Source organism: Actinomadura sp. NTSP31, assembly GCF_041951385.1.
GTDB classification, from domain to species: domain Bacteria; phylum Actinomycetota; class Actinomycetes; order Streptosporangiales; family Streptosporangiaceae; genus Spirillospora; species Spirillospora napierensis.
Genome location: NZ_JBGNUT010000043.1, coordinates 56,034 through 68,701, shown reverse-complemented (window position 1 = coordinate 68,701; position 12,668 = coordinate 56,034). Strand labels below are relative to the sequence as shown.

Below are 12,668 nucleotides of genomic sequence, written 5' to 3'. Positions count from 1 at the left end.
CCCCTCCCCATGCCCCGGTAACTCGGGGTGGCCTGATCCCGAACGTAGAACCCGCTCCGTGACGGCGGGAACTTTCCCATACGTGATAATTCTGGGCGAAAAGGTACGAACGCCTTGCTCAGCCGTCCACCATTTCCTTGATCGCGCGCAGCGTCGGCTCGTCCTTGACGCCGGCGATCAGCACGGTGCTGACCGGGCTGTCGCGCCACAGCTGGAGCCGCTCCTTGATCCGGCCGAGGGGGCCGAGCAGCGAGATCGAGTCGGCCAGCTCGTCCGGGACGGCCTTGATCGCCTCGGGGCGGCGGCCGTCCAGGAACAGCTCCTGCACGCGCTGCGCCTGCTCGGCGAAGCCGAGCCGGCCGATCAGGTCGAGGTGGAAGTTGCGGTCCTTGGCGCCCATCCCGCCGATGTAGAAGGCGAGCGGGATCTTGGCGAACTCCAGCGCGGACGCCAGGTCGTCGGTGACGATCGTGGTGACGGTCGCGGCGATCTCGAAGCCGTCCGGGCGGTCCGCCAGCGACCCGCCGAACACCGGCTCGATCTGCTCGGGGTCGACGAACAGCGGCAGCCAGCCCTGCGCGACCTCGGTGGACAGCGCGACGTTCTTCGGCCCCTCCGCGCCCAGGTAGACCGGGATCTCCGGGCGGAGCGGGTGGACGATCGACTTCAGCGGCTTGCCGAGCCCCGCGCCGCCCGGGTACGGCAGCGGGTAGTGCGGGCCCTCGCTGGTCACCGGCTCCTCGCGGCGCCAGACCTGCCGGACGATGTCGAGGTACTCGCGGGTGCGGGCGAGCGGCTTGGGGAACGGCTGCCCGTACCAGCCCTCCACGACCTGCGGTCCGGACGCGCCGACGCCGAGGATCATCCGCCCGCCCGACAGCGCGTCGAGGGTCAGCGCGTGCATCGCGGTGGCGGCGGGGGTGCGCGCCGACATCTGCACGACGGCGGTGCCCAGCTTGATGCGGGACGTCCGGGCGGCGTACCAGGCCAGCGGGGTGAAGGCGTCGGAGCCGTAGGCCTCGGCGGTGAAGACCGAGTCGTATCCGCAGCGCTCGGCGGCCAGCACCGTCTCGGTCTGGTCGTCGGGCTCGCTCTGCCAGTAGCCGACGTTGATGCCGAGCTTGAGTTCCGCGGTCACGATGCCACCCTCCGGTCGCCGGGCACGCCGCCGGGTCGGTGGCGCACGGCGATACTAGAACACGTTCTATTTTCCGGGGAAGGGCGGGCGGCCGCGGGCACGGCGGGCGGTCGCGGGCACGGCGGAGGGCCGCGGCGCGGTGCCGCGGCCCTCCGGAGTCGTGCTCAGGCCTCCCGGATGGAGTCGAGGAGGGTCTGCCATGCGTCCGGCGTCAGCACCAGGGCCGGTCCGCCGGGGTCCTTCGAATCGCGAACAGCGCGCAGATCGCTGGAGAGGGGGGCCACTTCGACGCACTGGTCGCCGCTCCCGCTGTGGGACGACTTGCGCCAGGCGGCTCCGTTGAGTTCGCGCTGCAGGTTGGTCACGGGCTGCTCCTTGCTGCCTCGGCTATGAGGTGCGCGGATTCCTCGGGGGACAGGGCGGCCGCCTCGATCCGATCGAAGCGGTCCCTATGTTTTGCTATTGCCTCGCTGCTCTCGAGGTAAACGTCACCCATGGTCCCCTCTACGTAGGCGATATCGGGGTCGGCGGGGTCGGGATACGACAAAATGGTGAAACGTCCGTCAAGGCCCGCATGTCCCCCTTGTGTGAACGGAAGTACCTGAACGGTCACCGTTGGGCGTTTCGCCGCCTCGGCCAGGGACTCCAGCTGGGCCCGCATGACCTCGGCGCCGCCGATCGGCCGGTGCAGGACGGCCTCGTCGAAGATCACCTGCAGGTGGGGGGCGCTGTCGCGGTCCAGCAGCGCCTGGCGGATCTTGCGGGCGGCGATCCGGCGCTCGACGTCCTCCTCCGCGGGCAGCAGCCGGCCGGCGCGGATCACGGCGCGGGAGTAGTCCTCGATCTGCAGCAGCCCGTGGATGAGCTGCGGGTCCCAGGTGCGGATGTGCGACGCCTCGTCCTCCAGCGCGACGTAGCTGCCCGCGAAGACGTCCTGGTAGGCGGTCCACCAGCCGCGCTGGCCGGCCTGCCTGGCCAGCGTGATCAGCGCGTCCCGGTCCGGGCTCGGTACTCCGTAGAGGTCGAGGATGTCGGCGATGTCACCGGGGCGCGGGCGGGTCTGGCTGGTTTCCAGGCGGGAGACGGTGGCCCGGGACCAGTCCAGCCGGTCGGCCACCTCCTGCAGCGTCAGGCCCTGCTCCTCCCGCAGTTTGCGGAGCTCCCGCGCCAGGCGGCGGCCACGAACGGTGGGGCGGTAGGTCATGGGAGCGAAGTCTCGCCGCTCCGGCCTCCGCTCACAACGCGATTGACGAACCCGGCACGAAGGGCAGAGCAATTCCCTGAAGACGGTTGCGAACGTGAGAATCTCACGAGAGTCTTGAATGCGTGACCGCCCGGGAACCCATAGTGACGGCGACAGGACCGTGCGCCCGGGCGGGCGGCCCGCGGGAGGCACTCGTGAAGACCCCGCCCGAGACCACCGACGCGAGCCCGCGCGGGACGCGGCACACCGCCGGGCCGCGCGCCGGGCACGACCGCACGGCCGCCGCCGCGGCCCCCGACCCGGCGCCGGACGGCCCCGCCGCCGACCCGGCGCCCGATCTGGCCGCCGACACCATGGCCGACGCGATGGCCGCCGGCGGCGCGCACGCCCCGGCCGGCGCCAGGCCCGGCTGGGTGTGGGCGCTGCCCGGCGGCCCCGGCTGCGCCGGCCACGCGCGCCGCGTGCTACGCGACGCGCTCATCTCGCTAGGCGTGCGGGACGAGGCGATCGGCGACGCCCAGCTGATGGTGAGCGAGCTCGCCACCAACGCCCACCAGCACGCGGGCGACCACGGCCCGCACGAGCTCTGGCTCTACCTCGGCGACCCCTCCGGGGCCGGCGCCGAGGTGCGGTGCGCCGTCTTCGACGCCTACGTCGAGGCGGCGTTGCCCGGCTATTCGTGGACGTCGGGCGACTGCGGGCGCGGGCTCGGCATCGTCCGGGAACTGTCGCGGGGCCGCTGGGGCACGCTGCGGACCCTGTCACGGCTCGGACCCGGCGTTCGCGGGAAGGCCGTCTGGTTCGCCGTTCCCGTACGCGGCGGCGTGCAGCAGCCGGTCCCCGGCTTCTAGCGGCCGCCCGGGTCCGCCGCCGCGCGCCTCCAGGGCGGGGGCGATGTCGGTGACCATCGACAGCAGCGACCTGGTCAGCAGCGTCTGCACCTGCGCGCGGTCGAGGGTCCGCTCCTGGAGCCACTGCCGCGTCGCCGCGTCCGCGAGCCCGGAGTAGACGCGCAGGACGGCGCGCAGCGTGCCGGTCGGCGCGGGCACCCGCAGGACGGCGAGCATGTGCTCGACCGTCCGGTCGCGGAACCGGTTGACGATGACGAGGAGTTCCGGGTCCTGCCCGAAGCCCTCCGCGTCCAGCGCCGCGAACCAGGTGGTGGCGTTGCGCTCGGCGGTGTCGAGGAACAGGTTCACGCACAGCTCGACGGTCTCGGGCAGCGTCATCCGGTCGTCCGGCGGCGGCGCCTGCACCGCGGCGGTCGCCGTCAGCCCCTGGACGACCTTGAGGAACAGCTCGCGCTTGGTGCCGAAGTAGTAGTGGATGAGCCCGCGCTGGACGCCCGCCTCCCGGGCGATGGCCGCCGTGGACACCTCCGCGTAGGGCAGCTCGGTGAACATCCGGCGCGCGACGTCGAGGATCTGGTCGCGCCGCTCGTCGCGCGGCAGGCGCTGGTGGCGGGGGCGCGGCGGCGCGGCTCCGGCGGCCTCGCCGCGCGGGGCCGCGCGTCGTTCCATACCGACCAGTAGACCATCTGATTGGCGGATCGCCAAAATTTACCGGCGGTGTGCCGATAAAGCGCGGGGTCGAGCGCGGCCGGGGTGTGTGCGATCCTGGGCGGGCGACGGAAGCGGAGGAACCCGGTGCGAATCCGGGGCTGTCCCGCAACTGTGACCAGGGGAGCCCCCCTCGACGCGGCCACGGCACGCGGTGCTGGAAGGCCGAGGGGGAGCGGTGATCCGGGAGCCAGGAGACTCCGGCCGTCGGCCAGGCACCGCCACGGGCGTGGACACCCGAGGAAGGACGAACAGACGTGCGACCTGCGTCGGCGACGAACGCCGGCCGGACCGAGGGGCGCGCCCGCGCGCGCTACCCCTTCTCCGCCGTCGTCGGAATGGACGATCTCAAGCTCGCCCTGCTGATCAACGCCGTGTCGCCGGGCGTCGGCGGGGTGCTGGTGCGCGGCGAGAAGGGCACCGCGAAGTCGACGATCGTGCGGGCGCTGGCCGGGCTGCTGCCGCCGGTGCCGGCCGTGCCGGGCTGCCGGTTCTCCTGCGACCCGGGCGACCCCGATCCGGCGTGCCCGGACGGCCCGCACGCCGCGGGCGAAGGGCGGGAGCGGGCCGCGCGGCTGGTGGAGCTGCCGGTGGGCGCGTCCGAGGACCGGCTCACCGGCTCGCTGGACATCGAGCGCGCGCTGACCGAGGGCGTGAAGGCGTTCGAGCCCGGGCTGCTGGCGGCGGCGCACCGCGGCGTCCTGTACGTCGACGAGGTCAACCTGCTCCATGACCACCTGGTCGACCTGCTGCTGGACGCGGCGGCCATGGGCGAGTCGTACGTGGAGCGCGAGGGAGTCTCGGTCCGGCACGCGGCCAGGTTCCTGCTGGTCGGGACGATGAACCCGGAGGAGGGCGAGCTGCGCCCGCAGCTGCTGGACCGGTTCGGGCTGACCGTCGAGGTCGCCGCGACCCGCGATCCGGCCGAGCGCGCCGAGGTCGTCCGGCGGCGGCTGCGCTTCGAGGACGACCCGGACGGCTTCGCCGCGGCCTTCGCGGCGGACGAGGCGGACCTGGCCGAGCGGATCGCGGCCGCCCGGCGCCGGCTGCCCGGCGTGGAGCTCACCGACGCCGCGCTCCGCCAGATCACCGCCGTCTGCGCGTCGTTCGAGGTGGACGGCCTGCGCGCCGACCTGGTGACGGCGCGCGCCGCCATCGCGCTGGCGGCCTGGCACGGCCGCGCCGCGGTGACGGCCGACGACGTGCGGACCGCCGCGCGGCTGGCGCTGCCGCACCGGCGCCGGCGCGACCCCTTCGACGCGCCCGGCCTGGACCGGCAGAAGCTCGACGACGTCCTCGAAGAGCACGGTGAGGAGCCGGAGCCGCCCGACGATCCGGGGCCTCCCGACGGCGGCCCGGACGGTCCCGGCGGCCCGGACGGCGGGGGCGGCGGTCTTCCCGACGGTCTCGGGCAGCAGGACGCGCCCGTCCCGCCGCAATCCGAGCCGCCGCAGTCCGAGCAGCCGCAGTCCGAGCAGCCGATGGAGAGCGGTCAAGGCCGTTCGGGGGAGAGCGAGCCCGCTCCGGCGGACGCCGCCTACAAGCCGCGCCTTTTCACCGTCCCGGGGCTCGGGAACGGTGCGCCGGGACGGCGTTCCAAGGCGCGCAGCCCGTACGGACGTGTCTCCGGTGCACGGCCCGGCGCGCGAGGCGTGCACCTTGCGGCGACGTTGCGAGCGGCGGCACCGCACCAGCGCGCGCGGGGACGCACCGGTTCGGGGCTGGTCGTCCTACCCGGCGACCTGCGTGAAGCGGTCCGTGACGGGCGGGAGGGCAATCTCGTCCTGTTCGTTGTGGACGCCAGCGGCTCGATGGCGGCGCGCAAGCGGATGCGCGCGGTGAAGGGCGCCGTCCTCAGCCTTCTTCTGGACGCCTACCAGAGGCGCGACAAGGTCGGCCTCATCACCTTCCGGGGGAGGGACGCGGAACTGGCGCTGCCGCCCACGTCGTCGGTGGAGGCCGGGGCGCGCCGCCTCGACGCGCTCCCGACCGGCGGCCGCACGCCGCTGTCCGCCGGGCTGATGCGCGCGGCGGAGGTGCTGCGGGTCGAGCGGCTGCGCGACCCGGCCCGCCGTCCGCTGCTGGTCGTGGTGACCGACGGCCGCGCCACCCACGGCCCCGACCCGTCGCGGGCGGCCGGGCTGCTCGCCGGTGTCGCGTCCGTGGTCGTCGACTGCGAGTCCGGCCCGGTGCGGCTCGGCCTGGCCGCCGCGCTGGGCGCCCGGCTCGGCGCCGAGGTCGTCCGGCTCGACCGGCTCGCCGCCGACGCGCTCGCCGGGGTCGTCCGCGACGCCCGGAATGTCGCATGACGCCGGACGAGGCCCGCGCCGCCGACCGAGGAAGCAGGAACTGAGATGCCGCAGGGGAAGCCGGAGTACGTGCCGGAGGACGGGCTCACCACCAGGCAGCGGCGCAACCGGCCGCTGGTGATGGTGCACACCGGACCGGGCAAGGGCAAGTCGACGGCCGCGTTCGGGCTCGCGCTGCGGGCCTGGAACCAGGGCTGGCCGATCGGGGTGTTCCAGTTCGTCAAGTCGGCGAAGTGGCGGATCGGCGAGGAGAACGCGCTGCTCGCGCTGGGACGGCTGCACGAGCAGACCGGCGAGGGCGGGCCGGTGTTCTGGAGCAAGATGGGCGAGGGCTGGTCGTGGATCCAGCGGCCCGGCACCGAGGCCGACCACGAGGCCGACGCCCGCGAGGGCTGGGAGCAGATCAAGCGCGACCTGGCCGCCGAGACCTACCGCCTCTACATCCTGGACGAGTTCACCTATCCGATGAAGTGGGGCTGGGTCGACGTCGACGACGTCGTTGACACGCTCGCCGGCCGTCCCGGCAACCAGCACGTGGTGATCACCGGCCGGGACGCCGACCCGAGGCTGATCGAGGCCGCCGACCTGGTCACGGAGATGGGCAAGGTGCGGCACCCGATGGACAGCGGCCAGAAGGGCCAGAAGGGCATCGAGTGGTGACCGTTCCGCGGCTCGTCATCGCGGCGCCCTCGTCGGGCAGCGGCAAGACGACCGTGGCAACCGGGCTCATGGCGGCGTTCACGAGGCGCGGCCTGCGAGTGTCGCCGCACAAGGTGGGGCCCGACTACATCGACCCCGGGTACCACTCGCTCGCGACGGGACGGCCCGGCAGGAACCTCGATCCGTGGCTGACGTCCGAAGAAATGGTCGTGCCGCTGTTCCTGCACGGCGCGGCGGGCGCGGACGTCGCGGTGGTCGAGGGCGTCATGGGCCTGTACGACGGCGCGGCCGGGCTCGGGCCGTCCGACTCGGCCGGGGGAGGCGACTACGCCTCGACCGCGCACGTCGCGACGCTCCTGGACGCCCCGGTCGTGCTGGTCGTGGACGCCTCCGCCGCCGCGGGACGGTCCGTCGCGGCGCTCGTCCACGGGTTCCGGTCGTTCGGGACGGTCCGCGTCGGAGGCGTCATCCTCAACCGGCTCGGGTCGGACGGCCACGAGCGCATGTGCCGCGACGCCGTCGAGGAACTCGGGCTGCCGGTCCTGGGGGCGTTGCGCCGCAGCGACGACGCCGTCACGCCGTCCCGGCATCTCGGGTTGGTGCCGGCGGCCGAACGCAGTGCCGAAGCGGTGGAGAGCGTAAGAAGACTGGGCGATCTGGTGGCGGCGTCATGCGACCTGGACGCGCTGCTGGCGTTGGCCCAGGGCGCGCCACAACTGGACGCGGTGCCCTGGGATCCGTCCACGGCCGTACCGGAGAAGCACCGCGGACGACCCCGGATCGCAGTAGCGGGCGGTCCCGTGTTCACGTTCGGCTACGCGGAAAACGAGGAACTGCTGGAGGCGGCGGGCGCGGAGGTCGTCCGGTTCGATCCGCTGCAGGACGAGAGCCTGCCCGACGGGACGCGCGGCGTCGTCATAGGCGGAGGCTTCCCCGAGGTGTACGCGGCGCAGTTGTCGTCCAACGAACGACTGCGCAAGGAACTGGCGGCGTTCGCCAACGCGTCCCGTCCCCTCTACGCCGAATGCGCCGGACTCCTCTACCTCGCACAGGAACTCGACGGCGTCCCCATGTGCGGTGTGCTGAATGGCGCCAAGGCGGCCATGGCCCCACGGCTGACGCTGGGCTATCGTGCCGCGGTGGCGGTGGCCGATTCGGTCGTCGCCCGGGCGGGCGAACGGGTGCACGGGCACGAGTTCCACCGGACGGTGACGGACCCCGACCATGGGGAGACCGCCGCCTGGCAGTGGTCCGCGTCCGGTCCCGTGGGCTTTGTCCGGGGCGACTGCGTCGCGTCCTACCTCCATGTGCACTGGGCCGGATCTCCCTGGTTCGCCAGCCGGATGGTCGCGGCCTGCCTGTGACGGGTCCGCCGGCGGACGTGGATGGGAGCAGTGTGGACGTCTTCACCGACAGCGTGCGCCTGGAGAGCGGACGCCTCGTGCTGCGCCCGTTCGGGCTCGACGACGCCCCGGAGCTCATCGAGGTGATCCGGGCCGGCGAGGACTTCCTGCCGCCGAACTTCCCGGACGCGCTGGAGGCCGAACCGCTCGCCTGGTTCCTGCGCGAAGGCGTCCACAAGGTGCAGCGCTTCGGCCTCGGCATCCATCTGGCGGTGACCGACCGCTCTACCGGCGGCCTCCTCGGCACCATAGGGCTGTTCAAGGTGGACTGGGCGCAGCTGACCTGCGAGGTCGGATACGGGATGCGGTCAAGCGCGCGCGGGCGCGGGTACGCGACCGAGTCGCTGACCCTCATCTCGGACTGGGCTATCCGGGGCTGCGGGCTCTACCGCGTCGAGCTGCGCGCGATGACCACCAACCACGCCTCGATCCGGGTCGCGGAGAAGGCCGGCTACGTGCGCGAAGGGGTGGCGCGCGGCGCGGAACGCGATGCCGGCGGCGTCAACCGGGACATGCTCGTCTTCAGCCGCATCGCCCCCGACCTCTGGCAGGGCGGCCCGGCATGCTGACCGATCCGGGCGCGTCCGGCGCGCCGCGTCCCGGCCCGGGCGCGGCCTGCAGGAGGCTCGACGTCCACGACCAGGAAGGACGGGCATGACCGGGACACAGGCCGCCGAGCCGAGGGCGGCGCGGCGCACGCTGGTGATGCACGGCGCGAACGCGGGGGAGACGGCCCGCCGGATGCTGCCGAAACTGCCGGACGACTGCTTCGTCCCCGCCGGCCTCGCCGCGTTGCGCGGCGCGGTCGGGGAGGGGCTCGCGCAGGTCGTGCTGGTGTCCGGCATGGAGGAGCAGGCCGGGATCGCGGGCGGCGTCCCCGCGCTGGCCGCGATCACCGCGGACCTGGACGGCGGCGCGGCGCTGGCCGGGGAGGTCGAGCGGGCCGGCACGCCGCAGCGCGTCTACGAGCTGTGGGAGGCCGCCGGTCGGCTCGGTCCCTGCGGGCGCGAGCTGTGCCGGCGCACCGCGGGCGAGCTGGAGCGGTTCGCCGCCGAGGCGGCCGGATCGGCCACCAGCCCGGTGGCGGCGCAGGTCGTGCTGGTCGACGCGAGGGGAGAGCGCATGGTCGGGATGTTCGGGCGGATGGCGCGGTAGGCCATGCTCACGGTCAGCGGCCGTGACGGCTCGCCGCGCCCCGCGATGGCGCTGGCGGGGCGGGCCTTCGCCTTGGCCGGCGTGCCCTGGGACGACGCGCTGGTCGTCTCCGCCCAGGAGTTCCGGCGCGCGGTGAACGCCTGCCGCGCGCACCCCAAGGTGGCGGTGCTGACCGCCCCCGGCGCGGGACCTGCCGAACTGGGACGCGCGCTGTTCCCGCAGACGCCGCGTTCGTTCGTCGTGTGCGAGGACGTCGACGGGCCTGGCGAGCGCGTCGTCCACGTCCGTCCGGCTGAAGCGACCACACGGCCATGGAACAAACCAGACGTGGTCCTGGTGCTGGACAACCGGCGCGGGGAGGAAACGCCCACCTGGATCGCCGGCCCCGCCCTACGCGAACCGACCTGGGCATTGCCCGAGGACGCTTTCGGCGGCGAATCGGCGCTCTCACCGGAGGCGCGCTCCTTGGTGCTGGCGAAACTGGGGCCCGGCATAGGGGACATGGTCTGGGACATCGGTTCCGGTGACGGCTCCGTAGCGATCGAATGCGCCCGCTTCGGCGCGGCGGCCGTGGCCCTCGACCGCGACGACTCCGCGTGCACGCGGATAAGGGAGAACGTCCGCAGGCATGGCGTCCGGGTGGCGGTGTCCCGTGGCGAGATCCGTACCGTCCTCGACCATCTGCCCGTCCCCGACGCCGTTTTCCTGGCGGACGCGGCGTCGGAGGCGCTCGGGATCTGCGCGTCGCAGGCCCGGCACCGCCTCGTCGCCACGGCGGCGGAAGGCGGAATCCGCGCCCTCCTGGACGTCCTCGGCGCCAACGGCTTCCGAGCCCGTGCCACGAGCCTCCAGGTGAACCCGCTGCCCGAGCCCCCGGAGCCGCCGCCCCCCATCACGATCATCTGGGCCGAACGCCCCGTCCCCGTCGCCGAACGGCCGCCCGCGAAGCGGATCAGGGGCGTCGAGACCCTCCCGCCCCCGCCCGGCCGCCCCGTCCTGTGACCCTGGTCGTCGGCGCCGGCGCGTCCAGCCGGGCGGACGCGCGCGAGATCGCCGGACTGATCGGTTCCGTCCTCGCCCGCGACGACCTGCGCGGCGAGGACGTCGCGTGCCTGGCGACCGTCGAGGCGCGGGCGGGCACCGGTGGCGTCCGCGACGCGGCCGAAATGCTCGGATTTCACCTCGTCGCCTACCCTGTGGGCGTGTTGGCGCAGGTGGCGGTGCCGAACCCGGCCGAGGGCGTACGGGCCCGGACCGGGACGGCCAGCGTGGCCGAGGCGGCGGCCCTGCACGGGGCCCGCGCGCTCGGCGGCGGTGCGCACGACCCCTGCGGCGGAGGTGCCCGGCTCGTCGTGGCGAAGCGCGCGACCGCGCGCGCCACGGTGGCCGTGGCCCGGATCATCCCGGCGAACCCGCCCGTCACCGGTGAACCCGGTGCAGCCGGGTCATAGCCACCCGCGACCCGTGAAACCCTGGTGCCCGACGACAACCCCCGGCGACCGCGAGGACCGACCGTGACCCACCCGACCGTGATCAACCTGGAGGCGCAGTGACCGTACGCCAGCCCCACCCGATCGAGGTCCGGTCCTACGAGATCCTGCGCTCCCGCGTCGACCTGTCGCCGATGCCGCCGCTGTGGCGGGCCGTCGCCGAACGGGTGATCCACGCCACCGCCGACCTGGAGTACGCGGTGGACCTGGTCACCAGGGAGGACTTCCTCACGCAGGGCTGGTCCGCGCTGCGCTCCGGCGCGCCGATCGTCACCGACGAGCGGATGACGGCCGCCGGGATCAGCGCCCGCGAGGCGGTCTGCCACGCCGACGACCCGGCCGCCGGGCGGATGGCGCGGGCCGCCGGGATCACCCGGTCGGCCGCCGCGATCCGGCTGTCGTACTCCGAGGTCGGGCCCGGCGCGGTCTGGGTGGTCGGCTCCGCGCCGGAGGCGATCTTCGAGATCATCGCGCGCGGCGTGCGTCCCGCGCTGGTCATCGGCATGCCCGTCGGGTTCGTGGGCGCCGCCGAGGCCAAGGAGGCGCTGCGGGCCAGCGGGCTGCCGCAGCTCAGCAACGTGTCGGAGAAGGGCGGGTCCGCGGTGGCCGCGGCGGCGGTCAACGCGCTGCTCTACTTCGAGGCGGGCCCCGCAGCGGGCCACGGGGCGGCCGCCGGACGGGGGGCGCCGTGATCGGGCACTGGCCGGCGGCGGTCGGCCCGGACGGCGACGCCGACGAGGTCGACCTGCGCCACCACGGGGACGCCGAGGTCGGCGACGGGCTCGCCGACTTCGCCGTCAACGTGCGCACCGGCACGCCGCCCGCCTGGCTGGCCGACCGGCTCCGCGCGTCCGTCGCCGACCTGGCCGGATACCCCGACCCGCGGCCGGCCCGGCGGGCCGTCGCGCGGCGGCACGGCCGGGCCGCCGGGGAGGTGCTGCTCACCGCCGGCGCCGCCGAGGCGTTCGTGCTGCTGGCCCGCGTCCTGAAGCCCCGCAAGGCGGTCGTGGTGCATCCGCAGTTCACCGAGCCGGAGGCGGCGCTGCGGGCCGCCGGGCACACCGTGGAGCGGGCGGTCCTCGGCAAGGACTTCACCCTCGACCCCGCCGTCGTGCCGGACGACGCCGACCTCGTCGTCGTCGGGAACCCCACCAACCCGACCTCGGTGCTGCACCCCGCCGCCGCGATCACCGCGCTGGCCCGGCCCGGCCGGACGGTCGTCGTGGACGAGGCGTTCATGGACTGCGTCCCCGGCGAACCGGAGACCCTCGCGACCCGGCTGCCCGCCGGGATCGCGGTGATCCGGTCGCTGACCAAGACGTGGGGGCTCGCCGGGCTGCGCGCCGGATACCTGCTCGCCGACCGGCACCTGGTGGAGCGGCTGGCGGAGGCGCAGCCGCTGTGGGCGGTGTCCACGCCGGCGCTGGTGGCCGTCGAGGCGTGCTGCGAGCCGCAGGCGATCGCCGAGGCGGAGGCGTGGGCGGCCGGACTCGCCGCCGAACGCGACCGGCTCGCCGCGGAGCTGACCGCCCGCGGCCTGTACGTGGTGCCCGAGGCGCGCGCGTCGTTCCTGTGCCTGTGCGTGCCGGACGCCCTCGGCATCCGGGCGCTGCTGCGGCAGCGCGGCTACGCGGTCCGGCGCGGGGACACCTTCCCCGGCCTGGGAAGCGACTGGCTCCGCATCTCCGTGCGGGACCGCCCGTCCAACGACGCTCTGCTGGACGTGCTCGGCGAGCTGGGAATCTGAGGG

The 12,668-nt window shown here is 74.3% G+C and carries 14 protein-coding genes and 1 riboswitch; of the genes, 10 read left to right on the top strand and 4 right to left on the bottom strand.

What is annotated here, in order from left to right:
• Window positions 1-118: 118 nt before the first annotated feature.
• The 3 genes from ACA514_RS44075 to ACA514_RS44065 form a co-directional block, all read right to left on the bottom strand.
• Complete coding sequence (locus tag ACA514_RS44075; RefSeq protein WP_375047448.1) at window positions 119-1,138, bottom strand: LLM class F420-dependent oxidoreductase; 1,020 nt, start codon at window positions 1,136-1,138, stop codon at window positions 119-121.
• Between the two features lie 164 nt (window positions 1,139-1,302).
• A complete protein-coding gene (locus ACA514_RS44070; protein WP_375047447.1) occupies window positions 1,303-1,503 on the bottom strand; it encodes a DUF397 domain-containing protein in 201 nt (66 codons plus the stop codon).
• Window positions 1,500-2,342 carry a helix-turn-helix domain-containing protein gene (locus ACA514_RS44065; RefSeq protein ID WP_375047446.1) on the bottom strand — a complete coding sequence of 281 codons (843 nt, stop codon included), beginning with the start codon at window positions 2,340-2,342 and terminating at the stop codon, window positions 1,500-1,502. The genes ACA514_RS44070 and ACA514_RS44065 overlap by 4 nt, the downstream gene beginning before the upstream one ends.
• A gap of 194 nt (window positions 2,343-2,536) precedes the next feature.
• Between ACA514_RS44065 and ACA514_RS44060 the strand changes: the two genes are divergently transcribed.
• Window positions 2,537-3,193, top strand: coding sequence for an ATP-binding protein (locus ACA514_RS44060; protein ID WP_375047445.1), 657 nt, complete (start codon window positions 2,537-2,539; stop codon window positions 3,191-3,193).
• Here the strand turns inward: ACA514_RS44060 and ACA514_RS44055 are convergent.
• Window positions 3,104-3,862: a TetR/AcrR family transcriptional regulator gene (locus ACA514_RS44055; protein ID WP_375047444.1), complete on the bottom strand. Its 759-nt coding sequence runs from the start codon at window positions 3,860-3,862 to the stop codon at window positions 3,104-3,106. The two genes, ACA514_RS44060 and ACA514_RS44055, sit on opposite strands and share 90 nt — an antisense overlap.
• Window positions 3,863-3,978: 116 nt before the next feature.
• A riboswitch (cobalamin riboswitch) is annotated at window positions 3,979-4,102 on the top strand.
• 137 nt (window positions 4,103-4,239) lie between these two features.
• Here ACA514_RS44055 and ACA514_RS44050 point away from each other — a divergent pair.
• From ACA514_RS44050 to cobC, 9 genes are all read left to right on the top strand, one after another.
• The gene (locus tag ACA514_RS44050) at window positions 4,240-6,210 is read left to right on the top strand and encodes a VWA domain-containing protein (protein WP_375047449.1); all 1,971 of its coding nucleotides are present in this window, start codon (window positions 4,240-4,242) and stop codon (window positions 6,208-6,210) included.
• A gap of 45 nt (window positions 6,211-6,255) precedes the next feature.
• Window positions 6,256-6,870 (top strand): cob(I)yrinic acid a,c-diamide adenosyltransferase, encoded by a 615-nt coding sequence (cobO, locus tag ACA514_RS44045; protein WP_375047443.1) that lies wholly within the window; start codon window positions 6,256-6,258, stop codon window positions 6,868-6,870.
• Complete coding sequence (locus tag ACA514_RS44040; RefSeq protein WP_375047442.1) at window positions 6,864-8,234, top strand: cobyrinate a,c-diamide synthase; 1,371 nt, start codon at window positions 6,864-6,866, stop codon at window positions 8,232-8,234. Before cobO ends, ACA514_RS44040 begins: the two co-directional genes overlap by 7 nt.
• A gap of 32 nt (window positions 8,235-8,266) precedes the next feature.
• The gene (locus ACA514_RS44035; RefSeq protein ID WP_375047441.1) at window positions 8,267-8,842 is read left to right on the top strand and encodes a GNAT family N-acetyltransferase; all 576 of its coding nucleotides are present in this window, start codon (window positions 8,267-8,269) and stop codon (window positions 8,840-8,842) included.
• Window positions 8,843-8,927: 85 nt separating this feature from the next.
• The gene (locus ACA514_RS44030; RefSeq protein ID WP_375047440.1) at window positions 8,928-9,428 is read left to right on the top strand and encodes a hypothetical protein; all 501 of its coding nucleotides are present in this window, start codon (window positions 8,928-8,930) and stop codon (window positions 9,426-9,428) included.
• A gap of 3 nt (window positions 9,429-9,431) precedes the next feature.
• Entirely contained in the window at window positions 9,432-10,430 is a 999-nt protein-coding gene (locus ACA514_RS44025; protein WP_375047439.1) for a methyltransferase domain-containing protein, read from the top strand.
• Entirely contained in the window at window positions 10,427-10,879 is a 453-nt protein-coding gene (locus ACA514_RS44020; protein WP_375047438.1) for a cobalamin biosynthesis protein, read from the top strand. Before ACA514_RS44025 ends, ACA514_RS44020 begins: the two co-directional genes overlap by 4 nt.
• A 98-nt stretch (window positions 10,880-10,977) precedes the next feature.
• A complete protein-coding gene (locus ACA514_RS44015) occupies window positions 10,978-11,610 on the top strand; it encodes a precorrin-8X methylmutase (protein WP_375047437.1) in 633 nt (210 codons plus the stop codon).
• A complete protein-coding gene (cobC, locus tag ACA514_RS44010; RefSeq protein ID WP_375047436.1) occupies window positions 11,607-12,665 on the top strand; it encodes an Rv2231c family pyridoxal phosphate-dependent protein CobC in 1,059 nt (352 codons plus the stop codon). Before ACA514_RS44015 ends, cobC begins: the two co-directional genes overlap by 4 nt.
• The last annotated feature ends 3 nt before the right edge of the window (window positions 12,666-12,668 follow it).